The 20,737-nt window shown below is 69.2% G+C and carries 17 protein-coding genes; 10 read left to right on the top strand and 7 right to left on the bottom strand.

The features are described 5' to 3' along the window. The first annotated feature begins 34 nt into the window (after positions 1-34). Complete coding sequence (gene argG / locus LXX_RS10820; RefSeq protein ID WP_011186866.1) at positions 35-1,471, top strand: argininosuccinate synthase; 1,437 nt, start codon at positions 35-37, stop codon at positions 1,469-1,471. A 12-nt stretch (positions 1,472-1,483) separates the two neighbouring features. On the opposite strand, the gene LXX_RS10825 is transcribed toward argG, so the two are convergent. Next, the gene (locus LXX_RS10825) at positions 1,484-2,443 is read right to left on the bottom strand and encodes a diacylglycerol/lipid kinase family protein (protein ID WP_011186867.1); all 960 of its coding nucleotides are present in this window, start codon (positions 2,441-2,443) and stop codon (positions 1,484-1,486) included. 690 nt (positions 2,444-3,133) lie between these two features. Between LXX_RS10825 and LXX_RS14525 the strand changes: the two genes are divergently transcribed. Then, positions 3,134-3,292 carry a hypothetical protein gene (locus LXX_RS14525; RefSeq protein WP_176714813.1) on the top strand — a complete coding sequence of 53 codons (159 nt, stop codon included), beginning with the start codon at positions 3,134-3,136 and terminating at the stop codon, positions 3,290-3,292. Positions 3,293-3,319: 27 nt separating this feature from the next. Here the strand turns inward: LXX_RS14525 and LXX_RS10830 are convergent, their stop codons facing one another. Then, positions 3,320-4,348, bottom strand: coding sequence for a sensor histidine kinase (locus LXX_RS10830; protein WP_176714814.1), 1,029 nt, complete (start codon positions 4,346-4,348; stop codon positions 3,320-3,322). Between the two features lie 46 nt (positions 4,349-4,394). Beyond that, on the bottom strand, positions 4,395-5,060 hold the full coding sequence (locus LXX_RS10835) for a response regulator transcription factor (RefSeq protein WP_011186870.1): 666 nt from the start codon (positions 5,058-5,060) through the stop codon (positions 4,395-4,397). Positions 5,061-5,192: 132 nt separating this feature from the next. Here LXX_RS10835 and LXX_RS10840 point away from each other — a divergent pair, with 132 nt between their 5' ends. The 4 genes from LXX_RS10840 to LXX_RS10855 are packed head-to-tail and all read left to right on the top strand — an operon-like array spanning position 5,193 to position 8,678. Further along, entirely contained in the window at positions 5,193-5,669 is a 477-nt protein-coding gene (locus tag LXX_RS10840) for a hypothetical protein (protein ID WP_011186871.1), read from the top strand. Beyond that, on the top strand, positions 5,666-6,772 hold the full coding sequence (locus LXX_RS10845) for an efflux RND transporter periplasmic adaptor subunit (RefSeq protein ID WP_041767823.1): 1,107 nt from the start codon (positions 5,666-5,668) through the stop codon (positions 6,770-6,772). Before LXX_RS10840 ends, LXX_RS10845 begins: the two co-directional genes overlap by 4 nt. Further along, the gene (locus tag LXX_RS10850) at positions 6,769-7,470 is read left to right on the top strand and encodes an ABC transporter ATP-binding protein (RefSeq protein WP_011186872.1); all 702 of its coding nucleotides are present in this window, start codon (positions 6,769-6,771) and stop codon (positions 7,468-7,470) included. Before LXX_RS10845 ends, LXX_RS10850 begins: the two co-directional genes overlap by 4 nt. Continuing rightward, complete coding sequence (locus tag LXX_RS10855; protein WP_041767824.1) at positions 7,467-8,678, top strand: ABC transporter permease; 1,212 nt, start codon at positions 7,467-7,469, stop codon at positions 8,676-8,678. The genes LXX_RS10850 and LXX_RS10855 overlap by 4 nt, the downstream gene beginning before the upstream one ends. Positions 8,679-8,734: 56 nt before the next feature. Here LXX_RS10855 and LXX_RS10860 read toward each other — a convergent pair whose 3' ends face one another. Further along, positions 8,735-10,117: a pyridoxal phosphate-dependent decarboxylase family protein gene (locus tag LXX_RS10860; protein WP_041767826.1), complete on the bottom strand. Its 1,383-nt coding sequence runs from the start codon at positions 10,115-10,117 to the stop codon at positions 8,735-8,737. 967 nt (positions 10,118-11,084) lie between these two features. On the opposite strand from LXX_RS10860, the gene LXX_RS10865 reads away from it, so the two are divergent. Genes LXX_RS10865 through LXX_RS10875 form a run of 3 tightly spaced genes read left to right on the top strand, consistent with a single transcriptional unit; the run spans position 11,085 to position 13,524 of the window. Further along, positions 11,085-12,308 carry an alpha/beta hydrolase gene (locus LXX_RS10865; protein WP_192807301.1) on the top strand — a complete coding sequence of 408 codons (1,224 nt, stop codon included), beginning with the start codon at positions 11,085-11,087 and terminating at the stop codon, positions 12,306-12,308. Then, the gene (locus LXX_RS10870; protein ID WP_041767828.1) at positions 12,305-12,994 is read left to right on the top strand and encodes a hypothetical protein; all 690 of its coding nucleotides are present in this window, start codon (positions 12,305-12,307) and stop codon (positions 12,992-12,994) included. The genes LXX_RS10865 and LXX_RS10870 overlap by 4 nt, the downstream gene beginning before the upstream one ends. Then, entirely contained in the window at positions 12,991-13,524 is a 534-nt protein-coding gene (locus LXX_RS10875; protein ID WP_011186876.1) for a hypothetical protein, read from the top strand. The genes LXX_RS10870 and LXX_RS10875 overlap by 4 nt, the downstream gene beginning before the upstream one ends. Positions 13,525-13,898: 374 nt before the next feature. Here LXX_RS10875 and LXX_RS10880 read toward each other — a convergent pair whose 3' ends face one another. Beyond that, positions 13,899-15,575 carry a DEAD/DEAH box helicase gene (locus LXX_RS10880; protein ID WP_068981879.1) on the bottom strand — a complete coding sequence of 559 codons (1,677 nt, stop codon included), beginning with the start codon at positions 15,573-15,575 and terminating at the stop codon, positions 13,899-13,901. Between the two features lie 247 nt (positions 15,576-15,822). Between LXX_RS10880 and LXX_RS10885 the strand changes: the two genes are divergently transcribed. Further along, positions 15,823-17,280: a phytoene desaturase family protein gene (locus LXX_RS10885; protein ID WP_011186878.1), complete on the top strand. Its 1,458-nt coding sequence runs from the start codon at positions 15,823-15,825 to the stop codon at positions 17,278-17,280. Between the two features lie 891 nt (positions 17,281-18,171). Here the strand turns inward: LXX_RS10885 and LXX_RS10890 are convergent. Both LXX_RS10890 and LXX_RS10895 read right to left on the bottom strand, forming a co-directional pair. Beyond that, positions 18,172-18,477, bottom strand: a complete 306-nt coding sequence (locus LXX_RS10890; RefSeq protein WP_141692765.1) for a hypothetical protein — start codon at positions 18,475-18,477, stop codon at positions 18,172-18,174. Positions 18,478-19,062: 585 nt separating this feature from the next. Continuing rightward, positions 19,063-20,685 carry an alpha/beta hydrolase gene (locus LXX_RS10895; protein ID WP_192807302.1) on the bottom strand — a complete coding sequence of 541 codons (1,623 nt, stop codon included), beginning with the start codon at positions 20,683-20,685 and terminating at the stop codon, positions 19,063-19,065. Positions 20,686-20,737: the final 52 nt, after the last annotated feature.

Below are 20,737 nucleotides of genomic sequence, written 5' to 3' on the forward strand. Positions count from 1 at the left end.
CGCCCCTCTCAGCGGAACCTCTAAGCTGGAGACCGTGTCCAAAGTCTTGAGCAGTCTTCCGGTCGGTGAGCGAGTCGGCATCGCGTTCTCGGGAGGTCTCGACACCTCCTGCGCGGTCGCCTGGATGCGCGAGAAGGGCGCCGTGCCCTGCGCCTACACGGCAGACATCGGCCAGTACGACGAGCCGAACATCGAGGAGGTCCCCGGTCGCGCCACCGAGTACGGCGCGGAGATCGCCCGGCTCGTGGACGCCAAGCGCGCACTCGTGGAGGAGGGCCTGATCGCGTTGCAGTGCGGCGCCTTCCACATCCGTTCCGGCGGGAAGACCTACTTCAACACCACCCCGCTCGGCCGGGCGGTCACCGGCGTCATGCTGGTGCGCGCGATGAGGGACGACGATGTCGAGATCTGGGGCGACGGCTCCACCTACAAGGGCAACGACATCGAGCGCTTCTACCGCTACGGCCTCATCGCCAACCCGCGCCTGCGCATCTACAAGCCGTGGCTCGACACCGCGTTCGTGGAGGAGCTCGGCGGCCGCACGGAGATAAGCGAATGGCTCGTCGCGCGCGGCTTCCCCTACCGCGACGCGACCGAGAAGGCATACTCGACCGACGCGAACATCTGGGGCGCGACGCACGAGGCGAAGCGTCTGGAGGAGCTGGACGCGGGCCTGGACATCGTGGAGCCGATCATGGGCGTCGCCGCCTGGCGCGAGGATATCGAGGTCGCCCCCGAGACGGTGAGCGTGTCCTTCGAGTACGGTCGCCCGGTCGCCCTCAACGGGATCGAGTTCGCCGACCCGGTCGCCCTGGTGCCGGAAGCGAACGCTATCGGCGGACGCCACGGCCTCGGCGCGTCCGACCAGATCGAGAACCGCATCATCGAGGCGAAGAGCCGCGGCATCTACGAAGCGCCGGGCATGGCTCTGCTGCACATCGCCTACGAGCGACTCCTCAACGCCATCCACAACGAGGATACCGTCGCCAACTACCACACCGAAGGCCGGCGCCTCGGCCGCCTGATGTACGAGGGCCGCTGGCTCGATCCGCAGTCGCTCATGCTCCGCGAGTCCCTGCAACGCTGGGTCGGCTCCGCCATCACCGGCGAAGTCACCCTGCGCCTGCGCCGCGGCGACGACTACACGATCCTCGACACCACCGGCCCGGCGCTCAGCTACCACCCGGACAAGCTCTCGATGGAGCGGGTGGGCAACGCCGCCTTCGGCCCGGCCGACCGCATCGGCCAGCTGACGATGCGCAATCTCGACATCGCGGACTCGCGCTCGCGTCTCGAACAGTACGCGGCCACCGGCCTCATCGGCGGCCCGACCGCCGAGCTGGTGGGCGAGCTACAGGAGGGCAGCGCCCGCAGCATCCTGGAGCTGGACGTCTCCCCCGAAGATGACGCCCTCTCGCGCGAGATCGACGCTTCCTCCGAGGGAGCCGCCTTCGACGCCGGGACCGACTGACCGGGCTGCCCCTCAGCCCTGCGGCACCCGAATCGTCAGCGCCCCCGGGTCCACCCACACCCGCATTGAGGAGGCCCGGCCGAACAGGTCGCCGTCGAGTTCGACGTCGTGCGGCTCGCTCAGGCTCAGCACGAACTCGCGTCCCTTGAGGTAGGTGAGCGCCGGCGCCGGCTGGCCGGCGCCGAGCAGGCGCCGGCCAGCGGTCGTACGGCGCAGCACCCCGTTCTCCCAGAACACCGTGACGACGATCTGCAGCCAGCCGAGAACCCCCTCCGGGCGCAGGAGGACGATGTCGAGCTCGCCATCGTCCACGGCGGCGTCCGGCAGCAGCAGGATATTCGCCGGCAGCGACCCGCAGTTGCCGATCAGGACGGTGTGGGCGCGCAGCGAGTGGATGCGTCCGCCATCGAGCTGGTAGCGGAGGTGCAGTTCGTTCTTGTCGCTCAGCACCATCCCGATGGCCTTCACATAGGCGAGCCACCCGGCCCTCGCCTTCAGACCGTCATCGGTGTGGACGATCATCTGCGCGTCGATGCCGGCGCCGGCCATCACGAGGAAGGCGCGGTGGCGGGTGCCGTCGCCCTCATCGCGAAGCTCGGCCATCCCGACGTCGATGGCCCGGTCGGCACCGGTGAACGCCGTCGTCAGCGAGTGCGCGACATCGGCCAGCGTGAGATCGAGGTTGCGGGCGAGGAGGTTGCCCGTGCCGGAGGGCAGCAGAGCGATCGGGACGCCGGTGTTGCGCAGTTCCTCCGCGACCGTCCGCACCGTGCCGTCGCCGCCAGCCGCGATCACGACCTCCACCCCGGCGGTGAGGGCCTCCCGGGTCTGGCCGGCGCCCGGATCGGCGACGGTGGTCTCCAGCCACAGCGTCTCCTCCCAGCCGTGCCGCCGCTCGGCCGCCGCCAGCGCGGCGCGCAGCGCGTCGAGATCGACTTTGACGGGGTTGACGACGATCGCGGCCCGGCTCATGCCTGCGACAGTACGCGATTCCGGACGTTCCTGGCGGAGACACCTGCCGGTCCTCGGCGATCCCGCCCGCATCCGTGACCGGCGGACGCTGCGCGGGGCGTCGCGGCGGCTCCGCCGGCACTCCCTATGGGGTGTGCCGTACCTGTTCGGTGAGGGTGTTCGCTCTACGGTCGGGTCATGACCGATGCTGCACCCCCGCCGCCTTCCGCGCCCGCCAAAAAGCACGCGCCACACGCGCCGCACAACCACGCCGACGCTGGTTCGGCCGCAAGCCACTGTCCTAGGGCAGTTCTCGCGGCAGCTTCTCATAGCATGAGTGTTGTCCGTTCGAGGAATGCGATCACCACGCCACCGCCGACCGTCGCAGTGACTCTGCTTCCCTGGCTCTCACGCCACCGCACAGCGAACATCGCATCGCTCGCCGGTCTGGCCGCTGTGAGTGTCCCCGGACTCCTGCCCCTCGGCTGACCGCCTCCGAGGGAAACCACGTCCGCTCTCCAGCCTGACTGCCGCCCCCTGACGGCCTTCGCCCATCCGTCCGTAGCGGACCGCTGTGTAGTAGAGCACGACGAGAACCAGTCCAGCTGCTTGGGTTCGGTTCAGTAGGCCGCGCCGGGCCCTTCGTCAAAGGGATTGCCGGAGAGCCGAAACCGTTGTCTCGTGGCCAGAGTCTCGGAAAAGACACCCTTCATGAACATCCTGCTCATCATCATCATCGCCATCATCCTGCTGCTCACCGGCGGTTTCGTGCAGTCCCTGAACTTCCTGCTCTGGGTGGGGGTCATCGTGCTCGTGCTCGCGGCCGCCGTGTGGCTCGTGCGGCTACTGACCGGCAGCCGGCGGGTCTGACGGGCGGCGTCCGGCGGTGCTCGCCGTTCAGGGCGAGGTGGGCAGCGTCAGCTCCGCGATCAGGCCGCCGGACGGATTCGCCGCCAGCCGCAGCGAGCCGTCGTGCGCGTCGGCGATGCTCGCGGCGAGCGCCAGCCCGAGACCGTAGCCGCGACCGGTGGTGCGACCGGACCCGCGCACGAACGGCTCGACCAGGGACTCCACGATGCCCGGATCGACCGGTGGCCCGGTGTTCGTCACCGTGACCACCGCCCGGTCGGCGAGACGTGTCACGCGCACGGCCGCTGTGCCTCCGGGCTCGTTGTGGCGGATCGCGTTCTGGATCAGGTTCCCCACGGCCTGCCGCACCAGCACGGGGTCCCCGACAACCTCGACGGGGCCGGATTCCCGGTCCGGAGTCTCCACGTTCAGCGAGACCCCGTTACGGTCGGCCTCCGCCGCCTGAGCCGCGCCCTCCGCGACCACGGCGGCCACATCGAACGGCGTGCGGGTGAGGCGGCTCCGGTCGATGTCCGAGAGATCGAGCAAAGCCCCCACCGTGGCGATGTTGGCGCTGTTGACCTCGCGCACCCGCCCCGCCAGCGCGCGCAGCGACTCCGCATCCGCCTCCGGGTCGGCCATCGTCACATCGATCATCGTCTGGGTGGTCGTGAGCGGCGTGCGCAGCTCGTGGGAGGCGTTCGCAGCGAATCGCCAATGCACCTCGAAGGAGCGTTCCAGCGCGGCGAGCATGGTGTCGAAGGTGTCGGAGAGATCGCGGATCTCGTCTCGTGGCCCAGCAAGGGCGACGCGATGGTCGAGCGCGCCCGTCGCCGCTTTGCTGGCCGCCGCGTTGATCGCGGCGAGGGGGCGCAGCATCCGCCCCGCCAGCACCCAGCCGAGCGCCCCTCCCGCGAGCGCGAGCACGACGAGGGCGCCGAGGGAGACAGCGAGCAGCAGCGTCAGCAGATCGGCGGTGTCGGTGATGACGTACAGGCTGTCGAACTGCACCTCCATGCCGCTGTCGACGTTGTAGCCGACAACGCCGGGGGAGGTGCCGAAGGCGTATCTCGGCACGAACCGCATGAAAGCCCAGACGATCCCGATAAGCGCGGCCGGGCGGTCACCCCGGCTCCCCGAAACGGTAGCCGACACCGGTCACGGTGTGGATGATCGGGGGAGCGCCGAGCCGCTTGCGCAGGTTGGACATCGTCACCCGGATGGTGTTGGTGAACGGGTCGGCGTTCTCGTCCCAGGCTTTCTCGAGCAGGGTCTCTGCGCTCACGACACCGGCCGCGGCGTTCATGAGCACGTCCAGCACGGCGAACTCTTTGCGGCTGAGCCTCACAAACCGGCCTTCGCGGTAGACCTCGCGACGGAACGGGTCCAGCCGCACGCCGCCGGATTCGAGCACCGGCGGCCGGGCCGACGGGTTGCGCCGCTCGAGCGCGCGCAGCCGCATCACCAGTTCGGGGAACTCGAACGGTTTGAGCAGGTAGTCGTCGGCGCCCCGCTCGAAGCCGCTCGCCTTGTCTCCGAGCGTCCGCGCGGCGGTCAGCATGATGACGCGGACGGTGGGATGGTCGGCCACGATCCGCGCGCACACCTCGTCGCCGTGGACCACCGGGAGGTCGCGGTCCAGCACGGCGACGTCGTAGTCGTTGACGGTGAGCTGCTCGAGCGCCGAACCGCCGTCGTGGACCACGTCCGCCGCGATGGTCTCCAGCCTCAGACCGGCCTTGATGGCGTCGGCGAGATACGGCTCGTCTTCGACCACCAGCACACGCATTCGTCGTCCTCTCGTCTCAGACGCCCATTTCAGCACGGCGGCCATAAAGAAAATGTCAATGCTTCCGTGAACGCAACGGTAACGCGCCTCCCTGTGGACTGGTCCCCTCACATCCGACCGTAAGGAGACACCATGATCACACGACAGGGAACGAAGAGCTCGATCCTCCTCACCGCCGCGGCCATCGTCTCGGCCGTGGGGCTGCTCTCCGGCTGCTCGGCGGCCGCGCCGAAGGCGGCGCCGACGAAAGACACGAAGCTCTCCTCCGAGGAGTACATGATCGCCCTGCGGAAGTGCATGAGCGCGGAGGGCGTCGATCTGAAGTGGAACTCGGACGGGAGCGCGGTCAGCAGCGCGGTCAGCTTCGACGGCTCCACGACGCAGGGGAAGATGGTGGCCGCCATGAACGCCTGCCAGAAGAAGCTGGGCACGCCACCGGAGGCAGAGAAGGCGACGGACCCCCAGCAGGCCAAGGATCAGCTGCTCAAGGCGGCCAAGTGCCTGCGCGAGAACGGGGTGGACTCCACCGTGAGCGATGGCGCCCTCGACCTCAAGGGCAGCGAGCTGCCGGAGGCGGTCGCCAAGACGTGCCTGGGAGTCGGCAAATGACCCCGGCGGAGACCGGAACCAAAGCCGGCGACCCGGCCACGAATCCCCGCCGGCGCCGGCGCGGTCTGCTGATCGGCGGGGCGGGCGTCCTGACGGCCGTCCTCTGCGCGGGCGGCGTGGCCGCGTTCGCCGTCACCGGCGGAGACGGCACCCCCGCGGCGAAGGCGGCGCCCGCTCACACGGCGACGATCAAACGCGGGACGCTCCAAGGCTCGGTGAAGGCGACCGGGACGCTGTCGTTCGGCGACGGCCGGACGATTGGCTCCGCGACCGGCGGGACCGTGACCGAGCTGCCCGCTCCCGGTGCGACCGTCGACACCGGCGGCAAACTCTTCGCCGTCGACAACAAGCCGGCCTTCCTGCTGACCGGCGAGATGCCGGCCTTCCGGAGCTTCGAGTCCGGGATGGCGAACGGCCCCGACATCGCGGCGCTTGAGACCAGCCTCAAAAAGCTGGGCTTCCTCACGCGGGAGCCGGGCAACCGGTTCACCGGGTCGACAGCCGCGGCAATCAAGCACTGGCAGAAGGCGACGGGACAGGAGGCGACCGGCGCCATCCCGTTCGGCACGGTCGTGTTCGCCCCCGGGCCGGTGCGGGTCGGGGAGGCCAAAGCGCACCTCGGCGATCAGATCGGCGCGGGGGGCCCGCTGCTCGCGGTGACGGACACCGTCAAGCGCGTGGATGTCGATGTGAAGCTCAGCGATCAGGGCGTCGCGGCGGCCGGCGTGCGGGTCGGGATCGAGCTGCCGAACGACCAGACCACGAGCGGCGTTGTCTCCTCTGTCGGCGTTCCCGTCGAGCGCGACGACAAGAAGACGGTCGTGCCCGTCGTCGTCGCGCTGGACGACCCCGGGGCGACGGGCGCGCTGCAGCGGGCCTCTGTGACCGTCTCGTTCCCCTCCGAGAAGCGCGAGGGTGTCCTCTCTGTGCCGGTGTCGGCGCTGCTGGCGCTGCAAGGCGACAGGTTCGGCGTGGAGGTCGTCGTCAAGAACGGGCCGACGAAGCGCGTCCCGGTCAAGACCGGCGCCTTCATCGACGGCCGGGTCGAGATCTCCGGCGACGACATCGCGGACGGCGAGAGAGTCGTGGTGCCGTCGCTATGAGCGAGATTGTCTCCCTGAACGGCGTCGAGCGCAGCTACGGCGAGCCGCCCGTGCGGGCTTGCGCCGGGGTCAGCCTCTCCATCCAGCGCGGCGAGCTGGTCGCGATCGTCGGGCCGAGCGGCTCGGGCAAGTCGACACTGCTCAACCTGATCGGCACCCTCGACCGGCCGACCGCCGGCAGCGCCCGCATCGACGGCCGGGATGTCGCAGACCTCTCCGACCGCGAGCTCTCGGCCCTCCGCGCCCACCGCATCGGGTTCGTGTTCCAGCAGTTCCACCTCACCGAGGGCGTCACAGCGCTGGAGAACGTGGCGGCAGGTCTGCTCTACCTCGGGGTTCCGGTGCGGAAGCGCCGCGGCCTCGCCGAGAGAGCGCTGCGCCGGGTCGGGCTCGGCCACCGCCTCGGCCACCTGCCCAGCCAGCTCTCCGGCGGCGAGCGCCAGCGCGTCGCGATCGCACGCGCCGTCGTCGCCGATCCGCCGCTGCTGCTGGCGGACGAGCCGACGGGCAACCTCGACAGCGTCGCGGGCGAGCGGATCGTCGAGCTGCTGCGGGAGCTGAACGCGCAGGGCACGACCATCCTGGTCATTACCCACGACGCCGAACTCGCGCAGCGGCTGCCCCGGCGGATCGCCATCCGCGACGGCCGCGTGGTCGCCGACTCCGGCTCGGAGCGCAGCGCCGGGGCGGTCGCATGAGCGCCGTGGAGACGAACTGTCCGCCGTCCCTGCCCGCCTCCCGGCTGCTGCCGGGCGACGTGCTGCGGCTGGGAACGACCGGTCTGCGGACACGGCCCGTGCGTGCGGTGCTCTCCGCTCTTGGAATCGCCATCGGAATCGCCGCGATGGTCGCCGTCGTCGGCCTCTCGGCCTCAGCGCAGGCGAAGGTCGGCCAGCAGCTCGCCGCGCTCGGCACCGGCCTGCTGACCGTCCAGCCCGGCGAATCGTTCTTCGGCGACAAGAGCGAGCTGGCACGGGAGTCGGCGGGGAAAGTCGGGATGATCCCCGGTGTGGAGGCGGTGGGCGAGGTGGCCAAGCTGGACGGGGACGCCTACCGGAGCCGGCTCATCCCGCAGAACGAGACGGTCGGGGTCGCGCCCACGGCCGCAGACGTCGGCCTGCTGAAGGTCATCCGCGGCACCGTGCGCTCCGGCGCCTGGCTGAACGAAGCCACCGGAGCGTTCCCGGCCGTGGTGCTCGGCTCCGCCGCGGCCGAACGGCTCGGTGTCGTGACGCCCGGCGCCCAGATCTGGATGGGCGGGCGGGCGTTTACGGTCATCGGCGTCCTGGACCCGCTGCCGCTCGCCCCCGAGCTGAATAGCGCCGCGCTGATCGGCAAGCGAGCGGCCGCGGAGTTCTTCGGGCACCGCGGCAACCCGACGACCGTCTACGAACGCTCGGCTGAGGCGTCCGTCTCGTCCGTGCGCTCCGTTCTCGGCCGCACGGTGAACCCGCAGGCGCCCAACGAGGTCACGGTCTCCCGCCCCTCCGATGCCCTCCAGGCCAAGAGCGCCGTGGACGCGGCGTTCACGGGGCTGCTGGTGGGGCTCGGTGGGATCGCGCTGCTGGTCGGCGGCATCGGCGTGGCCAACACCATGGTCATCTCGGTGCTGGAGCGCCGGCGCGAGATCGGGCTGCGGCGGGCGCTCGGGGCGACGCACAGCCACATCCACTCGCAGTTCCTGGCCGAAGCCCTGCTGCTGTCGCTACTGGGCGGCGTGGCGGGCGCCGTGCTCGGCGGCGCGATCATCGCCGTGATGTCGGCGGTGAACGGCACACCGTTCGTCCTTCCCGCGGAGGCCGTTGGCATGGCGATCGGAGCGACGCTGGCGATCGGCGGCCTCGCCGGCCTGTACCCGGCGATCCGGGCGGCGCGCACGCCGCCGACCGCTGCGCTCAGCGCCTGACACCGGCGGGAGAGGGCCCCGGCCGGGGTCCTCTCCCGTGTTCTCCAGTACACCGGTCACATGCTGTCGAGGATGTCCACCAGATCTTCGTACGTCGTCAGCGGGTTGAGCACCGCGAAGCGCGTGTTCGGCCGGCCGGCGTGCGAGCTCGGCATGACGAACGCCCGCTGGCTGTCCAGCAGCCGCCTCGACCACAGAGCGTAGTCCTGCTTGGTCCAGCCCTCGCGCTCGAAAACGACGACCGACAGCTGCGGGCGGCGCACGAGGCGGAAGCCGTCGCGCCGCTCGATCTCCGCCGCGATCCGCTGCGCCAGCCGAAGGGACGCGGTCACAGCCTCCCGGTACGCGGCCGCCCCGTGGCTGGCGAGCGAGAACCAGAGCGGCAGGCCGCGCGCCCGCCGGGTGAGGTGCGCCGCGTAGTCGGACGGGCTCCAGGAGGAGTCCTCGGTCAGTGTGTCCAGGTACTCGGCGTGCTGCGTGTGCGCGCGACGGCCGGCCTCCGGGTCACGGTAGATCAGCGCGCAGGCGTCGAGCGGCGCGAACAGCCACTTGTGCGGATCCACGATCACCGAGTCCGCGCGCTCGACGCCGGCGAAGTGCGGCCGGCCGAGCGGCGACAGCATCCCGGCCAGCCCGTACGCGCCGTCGACGTGCAGCCAGAAGCGGAACCTGTCTTTCAGCGCGGCGATCGAGGCGAGGTCGTCGACGATGCCGAAGTTCGTGGAGCCGGCCGTCGCGACGACCGCGAACACGGCGTCGCCGTACTCCTCGAGCGCCCGGCGCACGGCCTCGCCGCTGAGCGCGCCGGACTCGCCGGGCGAGACCGCAACCACCTCGACATCCATCACCCGCGCCGCCGAGGCGATCGAGGAGTGCGCCTCCGCGCTGCACAGGATCGCCCACCGGCCGGGCGGGTCGCCCCGCTCGCTCCGGGCGTGGTCGCGGGCGGCGACCAGTGCGGAGAGATTGCCGAGGGTGCCGCCCTGCACGAATGCCCCGCCCGCGCCCTCCGGCAGCCCGAACTCAGCAGCGAGCCAGGCGAGCACCTGGTTCTCCGCGTAGACCGCGCCCGAGCCCTCCAGCCACGACCCGCCGTAGACCGCGGTGGCGGACACCACCAGATCGAACGCCGTGGCCGCTTTGGTCGGCGCTGTCGGGATGAACGAGAGGTGCCGGGGGTGGTCGGTCGTGATGCACGCCGGCGCCAGCACATCCTCGAACAGCGCGAGCGCCCGCTCGGCCCCCATCCCCTCCTCGGAGAGGGTGCGCCCGGCCAGGCGCAGCAGCTCCGGCTCCGGCAGCGGTTTGTCCAGCGGTGTGTCGGTGCTCAGGATGCGACGACGCGAGTAGTCGAGCACCAGATCCACCAGCGCGCGCGTCTCTGGGGTGACAGCATGCATCCGAGCGGCGTCTGTGCGGGCGTCTGCGGTGTGGGACATGAGAACCTCCGCACCGAATCCTCGCACAGGCCTTCGGCGAGAATCGGGAATCGCCCCGGGAACGGGCCGATCACGCAGACGACCCGAGTGTGGACGGCGCGCTGAACCTCGCACCTGGTCATACGGCAGATGAGGAGAGAGGCCAAGCCCGATGAGGGCGAGGAAGAAATTCGCTCCACGTGATTTCTGATGGAAATATACCAGAAGACGACATGGTATCGTTCGCTGGGTGTTGTTCGCCGGGTTCTGCGCTTGGTGCTTGTTGAAGAATGAGGAAGACCCGGCGAATGAAGACTATCCCGTTCGATGACGCGACTGCGGACCAGCTGATTCGAGCCTTGCAGGACGTGGCTCAGCAGCTGCGAAGCATGGGGTGGGACCGGTGGAACGCGGTGTCTCAGGCGATGAGCGATTTCTCTGGCGGGTACGCGAAACGCTTCGAGGCGGCCTGTGCGACCGAATCCACAGATCGTGGTGCTCTTGCGAGAGCTCTCGACGCGCTCGCCGACGACGTCGAGGGGGCGAAAGCCCAGGCACGGCTTGAGCGGGAGCGGATCGCCGAGCACGCGGCGTGGCAGGAACGCGTAGCCGAATGTAAGCGAGCGGAGACGTTCTCTTTCTCCGGGGGAATCCCGTCGCTGGCCGTTTTTCCGGGCGTCGAACCCAGCACGAGACCTCTTCGGCCGCCGGAGATCTCAGCCTCGTTCGGGCCTGGAATCAGAAACCGGTACGCAGGCGGCGGCGATGCAGGCGGGACGACTTCGGCGGCGCCGGCGATCCGGCGGGGCTTTGTGTCGCGGTCACGAGCGATGACTTCGCGGATGAGCGCTGGCCGGTCCGATGTGCGCGGTGCGGTGGCCGCGTACACAGGAGCTGTTCGTGGGCGCCGCTGTCCGTGTCGGCGCTGCTCACCGGGTTCTCCCGGCTGATCGAGGAGAACCGGGCTGACGAAATCTGGATCGAAGATGTGGCTTCTGCGTTCGAAGCCGCCGGGAAGGGCACGCTGGGCGACTTTGATGTGATGCTGGTGGTGAACGCCAGGCATCCCGAGGAACTCAGTAAGCTGCTCCTGGGCGGCACGTTGACACAGGCTCAGATCGCGGCGACCTGGGCGGCCCTGACGAAGAGCACGGACTTCTACGCCGAGAAGTTCATCGAGAAGCATTCATTCGAGCTAGCGAGTCTCGATGGTCTCCCGTTCTCGGTGATGAGCCAGGCCGGGAAGCACGAGCTGAACTATGCGCTGGACCCGGAGCACCCAGAGAACCTGGAAAAAGCATTCGCACGGATGGGGTTCCTGCCTGGCGAACGCTCGATGAAAGACTTCAAAGCCGACCTCGAAGCCATACAGACCGCTTTCACTCGTGCTCAGAGCACGACGAAAGAAGGCGATGTCTTCCAGTTGGTGTCGTTCGGGAGGCACGACGGCGTCGTGACCGCGGGCATCTCGATGGGCGATCTCGATACCGCGTCGAAGATCGGTGTGTTCGTGTCCGGCATGATGTCCGATGTACACGGACTCGGCGACAGTTTCGACGCGTTCAAGAAGATCCGCGACGGCTATCCGGGGATCGCGATGGTGACGTGGGTGGGGTACCGCTCCCCGAATCTGGCGGAGGAGGCCTTCCAAGACCGCGCCAACAAAGGCGCCCCTCGTCTGGCCTCGTTCCTGGACGGGATCGCGGCGCAGCGCGCCGGGAACCCGATCGACCGTTTCGTCACGATCGGCCACTCCTACGGCACGAACATGCTAGCGGAGGCGCTGAAGATCGCGAAGGCCCCGGTGGACGCCTACGTAACGCTCGGATCAGCCGGGCTGCAATACGGGACCACGGCCCAGGATCTTGGTGCCAAAGAAATCTACGCGACCCACGCAGACGGCGATGGCATCGCCGCCGGGGTCGGGCAGCACGTTCACTTCCGGAAAGCATCGGAAGACGGCGGAGGATACGACTACCAAGCACGGGTGGACCCCCGGGACCTGGACGGAGCGTATGAGTTCTCCTCCGAAAAGGACGGCGGCGGGAAAGCCGTGACAATGCACAATCTTCTGAATCCGATCGACACGCCCGAATGGATGCAGAATCTCGACGGTATCCCCGCCGACCAGGAAATCGGGTACCTGAACGAAAAATCCAGCACAGTGCTCGGTCTTCACACCATCATGCGAGGGAAAACGCCAGCACAATGAAGATGACCAAACTCACACGAGCGCTGGCCGCAGCGACCGCTGCCGGGGCGCTTCTGGCCGGCTGCACTGTGCAAGGGGCGAAGGACGGTGGAGGAATGACCGAAGACGAAGCACTCGAACTCCCCCTGGAGAGGCAGTACATCCTCGCGGGCGAACGGTATGTCGCCGTGAACGAGCGGCTGGCCGATCTGCAGCGGGAGCTCTTCGCCGATGAGTGGGAAGACGGCGGCGTGAGTTCCGAGGTGGCTCCCGGAAGCGGCTTCTCGCGGGGGAACGACCTCATCGGGGACAACCGGGATAACAGCTACGACTACTCCGTGTCTCGCCACCATGCGGTGGATGGGGATATCGAATCGCTGCTGCGGGAGATCGCCCGTTCCTGGGAAGCGAAAGGGTGGGAGGTGTCGTCCGAGCGAGTCCTCACCGCCCGACGGGTGACCACGACCGATCCCGACGGGTACTGGTTCGAAGCGATGGCGCCCGGCAGCGACCTCTCGCTCACTGCGCTGTCTCCCGTGTATTGGGGAGCGTACGACTCTCTGCTCACGGCGATCGCTGCCCGTCGCGAAGCCGAACGCGAAGCCGGCGCGCCGGGAACAAGCATCGACCATGACGAGAGCAATAAGTCTCGTTTCCTGCCGGGCGTGTACCTCCCCTTCCCGGCCTGGAATGCGCTGAGCCCGTGAGCGTGACAGACAGCGAGCGTCGCGCTCTCCTCGCAGCGGTGGACCGGTTCGGAGATTTGCTCTTCGAGAGCCGCTACTCTGGCGCACCGGGAACAGACTCCCTCACGGAGTTCTGGAAAGTCATCGGGAAAGGGTACGTCTTCTTCCGTCACACCGATGACGTAGACCCGAGCCACTTCCGGCTGCTGACCCAGACGCTCGACGAGATCCACAAGACCCTCGCCGAGGTGCTCACACCCCGAGGACAGCGGGGCCGGAAAGCGGAGTCGGAGACGACAGCGCCGCTCATCGCAGCGATCGACCAGTTAGGCGACCTCCTGATCGAGGCCTCCTGCGAGAACGCTCCGTTGCCTGACGCCACTCTGGACGGCATCTGGATGGTCATCGGCACCAGCTACATCGCCACCCGGCACCCCGGCGAGGAGCCGTTCCCGCTCCCGGGAATGCTCGCCGGCGTCGACCGGGCACACGCAAACCTGACACGGGCCATCCAGCGGCATCGTCAGCGTCACCAGCGATCCAGTGCCTGACAGTGAGGGCACCGACCGGGACTGTAGGGTTTGGGCGACTCCTGATCTGTGGCGATCGCGTTGAAGCGAGAGTCGTCGTTCGCGCAGATCGCGAAGGGTTTCGGGATCTCCGAGTCGTGCGTGCAGCGGTGGGCGGTGGGTCGAGATCGCCGAGGTCGATGGCGACCGGCGCGTCGGCGCCACTACGAGTGAAACGGCCGAGAACCGTGAGCTGCGCAAACGCGTGAAACTGCTCGAGCAGGCCGTTTCGCGGGTGCGGTCCCATCATCTGGAGACTCACCTTCAAAACTGGAACCTCTGGCCCCACCCAACCCACCTGATCGCCAGCCCCGGCACACGACAACGGACGCTGGCGATCAGGTTCCCCCTGGCGGCTACCGCGCGCCAGGCTCGCCCTGCGCGATGGCGGACAGGATGCCGTCGCCGGGAGCGGCCGGCACGAAGTCGGCCTCGATCTCGGCGCGCTGCAGCAGCTCGCCCATTCGGCGCTGGCGCTGGCGCGGGATGAGGGTGACGACCGTGCCGCGCTTGCCCGCCCGGCCGGTGCGGCCGGAGCGGTGCAGATAGGTCTTGTACTCGTCCGGCGCATCGGCCTGGATGACCAGGTCGATATCGTCGACGTGGATGCCGCGGGCCGCCACATCCGTCGCCACCAGCACGCTCACACGGCCGCTGGTGAGCTGTGCGAGGTTGCGCGTGCGACGGGACTGGTTGAGGTCGCCGTGCAGGGAGACGGCCGGGATGCCAGCGTCCTCCAGGTTGTCGGCGAGCATCTCGGCGAACGCGCGGGTACGGGCGAAGATCAGCGTCTTGCCGTCGCGGTCGGCCAGCTGTTCGATGATCGCACCCTTCTCGCGGTGCTCGACCACCAGCACGCGGTGGTCGATAGCCGAGGAGTCCTGGTCCTCGCCCGCCACCTCATGCACCGACGGATCGACCAGGAACTCGTCCACCAGTTGTGCGACGCCGGAGTCGAGCGTGGCCGAGAAGAGCAGCTTCTGGCCGCCGTCGACGGTCTCACGCAGGATGCGCTGCACCGGTTCCAGGAAGCCAATATCACACATGTGGTCGGCCTCGTCCAGAACGCTGATGACGACCTGGCTGAGATCGAGCCGGCCCTGTTCCACGAGGTCCTCGATACGGCCGGGCGTGCCGATCACGATGTCGACTCCGCGCTGAAGAGCGCCGACCTGCCGCCCCTGGGGCACACCGCCGTAGATCTGCGTAGTGAAGAGACCAACCGAGCGGGCGATCGGCTGAACGGTGCGGTCGATCTGGAGGGCCAGCTCGCGGGTCGGCGCCAGGATGAGCGCCCGCGGAGCCCGGCCGGTCTGACGTTTGCCGCCGGATTTGCCGCTCTCGGCCCACAACCGCATGAGCCGCTCCACCATCGGCGCACCGAAGGCGATCGTCTTGCCGGAACCGGTGCGCCCGCGGCCGAGCACATCCCGGCCGGCGACGATCTCCGGTGCGGTCGCGGCCTGGATCGGGAAGGGCGTCTCGGCGCCGAGCTCGGCCAGGGCCCGGACGATGTTGCCGCCGAGGCCCAGGTCGGCGAAGGTCACGCCGTCCACATCCTCGGCACGGGTCGCCTCGGCCTTCAAACGATCGAGCACGACATCGTCTTGCGGGGCGAAGCCCTTCTCCTGGCACGACGGGGAGAAGGAGTCGCGGCGGGGACGGTCGGGACGGTCGTCGAACGGGCGACGGGGACGGTCGTCACCGTGGCGCGGACGCTCGGCGCGGTCATGGAACGAACGACGCGGACGCTCAACCCGCTCCGGCCGGCCGGCGTTCGCGCGGCTCTCCCACTCGCGCTCGGTGCGGCGCGCGTCCTTTCCGCGCGGCTCCCAGTTCGGACGCTGCTTGCCGGCCTCAGGGCCGCCATCGCGACGGCCGTAGGTGGAGCGGCCACGAGCGGCGCGGTCCTCCGCGCTCCAGCGGGACTTCTTGGGGGCTGCGGCCTCCTCGGCGCGATAGCCGCGGTGCTTGGGGCTGCGGCTGCCGGCGGGCTGACCGCTGCGGCTCCCGTTCTTCTTGTGCGGGGGCATTTTCGTGTCTCTTCCTGGGGTGTTCGCGTGCGCGGCGGCACGCAGAGAAGCGCGCCGGACATTCCCCGTCTGTCGTCGCCCGGGGCCGTTCACTGAGTGATGATCCGCACACCGATCGGGGCGGAACCGGCCCACTTGACTGACAAACTCATCCACGCATCGAGCGGCGCGGTGTCAAGAGCCGACCTTCCGATGATACCGGATGGTGGCTGGGAACGAGCAGAGCGCAGCAGGGTATACAGTAGTCATGGCTTCCGTGGATGCGATCATCGTCGGCTCGGGACCGAACGGGCTCGCCGCCGCCGTCACCCTGGCCCGCGCGGGTCTCGCCGTGCGGGTCTACGAGCGCAACGCCACCGTGGGCGGCGGCCTGCGCACCGAAGAGCTCACCCTTCCCGGCTTCCGGCACGATGTGTGCGCGGCCGTGCATGCGATGGCGGTCTCGTCCGGGTTCTTCCGCCGCTTCGGTCTGACCGAGCGGGTGCGGTTCCTGACGCCGTCCGCCTCCTACGGGCATCCTCTCGACGGCGGCGCGGCAGCGCTGGCCTACCGGGACCTCGACCGGACGGCGGAGACGCTCGGCCGCGACGGAGCCGCCTGGCGCGCGCTGCTCGGCCCGCTGGTGCGGAACGCGGACGCTGTGGCGCAGTTCACAGGCTCGGCTGTGCTCCAGCCGCCCCGGCACCCTCTCGTCGCCGCCCGCTTCGGGCTGACCGCCCTCGCGCAGGGCGGCCCGTGGTGGAACCTGCCGTTCCGCGAGGAAGCCGCCCCGGCGCTGCTGGCGGGGGCGTTCGCGCACGCGACGCTCCCCCTGCCGGCCGTCGCCGCCGCAGCGGCGGGCCTCGCACTCGCGACCCAGGCCCACACGCGCGGCTGGCCCCTCCCCGTCGGCGGTTCGCAGTCGATCGCGGACGCGCTGACCGCCGACCTCGTCGCCCACGGCGGCGACGTGGTCACCGGCGCCGAAATCACCTCCCTGGCCGACCTCCCGGACGCCCGCGCGATCCTGTTCGGCACGCACGTCGCCGTCGCCGCGAAGCTCGGCGAGGACCGGCTCGCACGGGGCTACCTGCGCCGTGTCTCGCGCTTCCGCGGCGGCAACGGCGTCTTCAAACTCGACTTCGCGCTCTCCGGCCCGGTCCCGTGGGCGAACCCCGAGCTCGCCGAGACCGCGACTGTCCACCTCGGCGGCGACCGCGCAGCGATCGCCCGCTCCGAGCGCACCGTCGCCCGCGGACGCGAGAGCGACGACCCGTACGTGCTCGTCTCGCAGCCGTCCCTGTTCGACAGCACCCGCGCCCCAGCGGGGAAACACGTGCTGTGGGCCTACACGCACGTGCCGCGCGGCTCGACCTCCGACCGCAGTGAGGCGATCTTCGCACAGATCGAACGGTTCGCACCGGGCTTCCGCGACCTCATCCTGGCGACCGCGGCTAAAACCGCGCACGAGTTGCAGCAGTACAACCCCAACGACATCGGGGGCGACATCTCGGCCGGAGCAACGGACTTCCGCCAGCTGATCGCCCGGCCGGTCGTGGCCGCCGATCCCTGGCGCATGCCCGGCCGCGGGCTCTACCTGGCCTCCGCCTCCGCCGCTCCGGGCCCCGCGGTCCACGGCCTGCCCGGTTACTACGCGGCCCGCAGCGCCCTCCGCCACGAGTTCGGGATACGGCGGATGCCATCGCTGGCCCCGGGGCGTAGCTGATCACGGCGGCATCGGTGGGGAGAGCCCCCGCACCCAGGGTTCCAACGGGCGCGAGGCCGACTCAGCGCATTGGATGGCGAGCCTCCCCGATCCCGCCGATCGGATCTTTGGAGACGTCCGCCCCGACCCTCCGGGGTCATTCTCACGCTGTGGTCCCTCACCGTACCTGCGTCTTGGAGGCAGAGGGTTCGAAGAGATGATCGAAGCGATGCGGACGCTGCCGGGCGGTGGCCGCAAACGAAAGCGGAAGAATTAATGTTATTAGCTCCTTCCCGTGGGGTTGTCTTCCTCGCGGTTCTCACGGCAGCGCATGTCATGGTGGTGGCATAGGGGCCGGAGTCGCACTGCGCATTCTGTCATCGGTCCAGTCATGGGGGTCCTCCCACAGATCCGCTGTTTTTACGGTGGGATCGGAGTCAGAGCTTTCCGAATCAGGAGCAGAAGGGGCGGCTCCCGTGCGCTGGCATCCTGTAAACAGACCCAGCGCAGCCAGAATAATCACAAGCGCTTTGACTATTCGCATGTTCTCCACATCTTTCATCGAGAGCCCGAGACACCTCCGTGCGACGGAGCGCTCAGCGTCACAGACCCGTGAATGTCCTGCGGGAGGGCGTGCTAGTGCGTCGCGTCGGGGTGGGTCACAACGACGATCCAGCGATGAAAGCGACTCTCATCGACAAGCGGGATTCGACCGGATTTATCAGAGCGCCGCGTTTTCGGGTCTTCGATTGAGTGGAGAAGAAGCGCTCCAGAGGCAAACCACAGCCTTGTGGGCCTACGAGATAACCGGCGCTTCGTTCTGGGAAGCGCCGGAGGCGGAGCGCTCTCGCGCGGGAAGGCGACCGCGAAGCCGGCGGCGAGCCAGCCGGCGTGGTGCGGTTGGTGGGCATGTCAGGGTGTGGGGGTTGGCGGGAGTGTGGGGATGGTGGCTTCGGCGGTGCGGCGGTCTTCGTCGAGGACGGTGTCGTGGGTGGAGCACGTGGTGTGGATGTCGATGCTGACGATTCCGTCGCTGGCGAAGAGCCCGACCATTGCGCCGTCGCCGCGGTCGCCGCGGATGCTGGTGGTGCGGGTTCCGTCACGGAATGTTTGGTAGGGGGTAACGGTGCTGACGGTGAATCCGTGTTCCTGCCAGACGGGGGTGACCCGGTCGGCGAGGACTTTGGGGTCCACACCGGGGTCGTGGCTGATGTTCATTTGCAGGCGGAGGGGGCGGGGGTGCGGCGGCCCATGCCGCAGAGCTCGGGGGATATTGGGTGATGATGTCCGGCGTCCAGAGTGTGCCTCCGCCATCGGCTTTTGAGCCGAGGTACCAACCGTCCGCAAGGCCGGTGGCATCGCGGGTGGTGTTGACGAGGTCGAGGGCTTGTTCTCGGAGTTCGGTGAGGGTTTTCTGGGGTCCCCGCTGGGGTGGGGGTTCGGAGAGGACAGGGACGGACATACAGCCTCCGAGGAACAGTACGGACAGCAGCGCACCCACCAGGACGGTGGGGCGGTGTGGTCGGTGGGTGGGGTGGTTCATGCGATTGGATGGGTGGGTGTGCCGGGTTTCCCGGGGGCCAGTGGTGCGGACGGCGGCGGAGCGAGCGGGGGAATGTCCTCGCCGAGGGGTTGTGGCCGCGGACGGGTTTGAGGTCGCCGTCGGAGGAGAACGATTGGGCGCCGGTGATGATACGGCCGAGGATGGGGGCGTTGGCGGGGTTCGGGTTGGGGCGCAAGGAGCCGGTGGCGCCGGTGGGGGCCAGGAGGTCCGCGCTGGCGTTGGTGGTGTAGATGGCGGGCTTACCGCCGATGGTGGCGACTTTCAGCCGGGTCAGGTCGGGGGCGGTGCCGGTGTCGATTCCCGCCGCGCCGATCAGGGTGATCGAGGAGACCGGGGTGTTCACCCGGGTGAGCGCGTTCACCGCGGTGGGGGGTGCCGTAGGAGTGGGCGACCACGCCGATCGTCGGCGTGGCGGGAGCGGTGGCGGTGCGCACGGCGTGGTTCCCGTCCAGTTCCGCGGCCAGCCGTCTCGCCCCCGCCCGGGCGTGAGCCGGGCCGAGGACCTGGCCCAGGTTCGCGAGGTCCGCGACCGGGGTGTCGTAACAGAGCCAGGAGACCACCGAGTGCGAACGGACCGGGTCCAGCTTCCGCTGAGCGACGAGGAGGTTCCGTGCGGCCTGGGACCAGCTATCGGTCGCTTCCGAGGCGTCGAACCCCATCCCGGGCACGCACCAGGTGGTGGTGTCCGCGGTGTCGGGATCGCCGTAGCCGACCGCGACCATCAGCACCGCAGCCGTCAGATGGAACGCGACCAGCAAGACCGGCGCACCATCAAAGTCGGCGGTCTGCTGAAGCGCTATCCCCAGCTTTTCGAGTGTCGCTGCCTGGACCGGGGTGAGGTCCTTCCGCGTGGCCCATTCCGCGTAGAGGGCCCGGTTGGCGGTGTCCCGCACCCGGTAGGGGATGCCGGGGAGGTTCCCGATGACCGCGGGGGCCAGAGCGACGAAAGCGGTCCGCTCGGCCGGGGCGAGGCCCGCCCACCAGGCGGCGACCTCGACCGGGTCCGGCGGGGTGGCCCAGAACGCCTCCAGAAGTTCCGGACTGGTCGTCAGCAGCCCCTGCAACTCAGCCGCAGAGATTCCCCCGAGCAGGTCCAGCAGATCCGCCGCCACCGGCGCGGCGAGCCTTCCCGTCCCGAAGACCGCCCAGACCGTCCCACCCGGCACGGCCCCGCTCCCGGCCTCCTCGAAACCCGCCACGACCGTCTGCAACCAGACAGTGTCCGAAGCGTTCCGATCCAGCCACCGCCGGAAAGAGGACACCAGGCCGGAACCCTGCAACCGGCCCCACCGGCAACCGGCCTCGAAATCCTCCAACGCACCACGAACCCTGCTCAAAGAGCCCGCCAGCTCACCGTCCACACAACGCGCCGCCGCCACGAAAGCCCGCAACTCCCCCGGACGGGCCGAGACCAGACCCTTCCCACCCCGGCCCTGCGCCACCCCCGGCCGCGGCAACTCCCTCCGCCCCACAAGCACAGCCGGAGCCGTGCGCACCGGCGCCGGAACACCCGGCCCCGGACACGGATCGGTGAGCAACCCCACCACCGCGGACACCGGCTGCCCCACCCCCGCGGAAAGCTCCTCACGCACCCGCTGGCGCACCTGCCACTCCCGCACCTCGCAACGCCGCCGGTTCTCCACTCCCGCCGCCGCGACAAGATCATCCACCGCGTAACCCAGAGCACGCAGCCCCTCGCACAACCGCGCCGCCTCACGACCCGTCTCAGCCAGACTCCGCTCGAACAGCTCCCCGAACACGCCCCGGAACTCCACCCCCGCCACACGCCCCACCGACTGACGCGTACGCTCCCCAACCTCGACCGCCGCCGACCGCAGAACCTGATACACCTCATCCGCCACCCGCGGATCGAAGACAAGCTCCCGAACATCCTCACCAACAGACACCCGGAAC

This window comes from Leifsonia xyli subsp. xyli str. CTCB07 (assembly GCF_000007665.1).
In the GTDB taxonomy this organism is placed as follows: Bacteria; Actinomycetota; Actinomycetes; order Actinomycetales; family Microbacteriaceae; genus Leifsonia; species Leifsonia xyli_C.

Coding starts and splice junctions, on each gene's coding strand:
- LXX_RS10840 (WP_011186871.1), top strand. CDS start 5,193: ATGATCACACGACAGGGAACGAAGAGCTCGATCCTCCTCACCGCCGCG.
- LXX_RS10880 (WP_068981879.1), bottom strand. CDS start 15,575: ATGCCCCCGCACAAGAAGAACGGGAGCCGCAGCGGTCAGCCCGCCGGC.
- LXX_RS10855 (WP_041767824.1), top strand. CDS start 7,467: ATGAGCGCCGTGGAGACGAACTGTCCGCCGTCCCTGCCCGCCTCCCGG.
- LXX_RS10885 (WP_011186878.1), top strand. CDS start 15,823: ATGGCTTCCGTGGATGCGATCATCGTCGGCTCGGGACCGAACGGGCTC.
- LXX_RS10845 (WP_041767823.1), top strand. CDS start 5,666: ATGACCCCGGCGGAGACCGGAACCAAAGCCGGCGACCCGGCCACGAAT.
- LXX_RS10850 (WP_011186872.1), top strand. CDS start 6,769: ATGAGCGAGATTGTCTCCCTGAACGGCGTCGAGCGCAGCTACGGCGAG.
- LXX_RS10870 (WP_041767828.1), top strand. CDS start 12,305: ATGAAGATGACCAAACTCACACGAGCGCTGGCCGCAGCGACCGCTGCC.
- LXX_RS10890 (WP_141692765.1), bottom strand. CDS start 18,477: ATGAACATCAGCCACGACCCCGGTGTGGACCCCAAAGTCCTCGCCGAC.
- LXX_RS14525 (WP_176714813.1), top strand. CDS start 3,134: ATGAACATCCTGCTCATCATCATCATCGCCATCATCCTGCTGCTCACC.
- LXX_RS10835 (WP_011186870.1), bottom strand. CDS start 5,060: ATGCGTGTGCTGGTGGTCGAAGACGAGCCGTATCTCGCCGACGCCATC.
- LXX_RS10860 (WP_041767826.1), bottom strand. CDS start 10,117: ATGTCCCACACCGCAGACGCCCGCACAGACGCCGCTCGGATGCATGCT.
- LXX_RS10825 (WP_011186867.1), bottom strand. CDS start 2,443: ATGAGCCGGGCCGCGATCGTCGTCAACCCCGTCAAAGTCGATCTCGAC.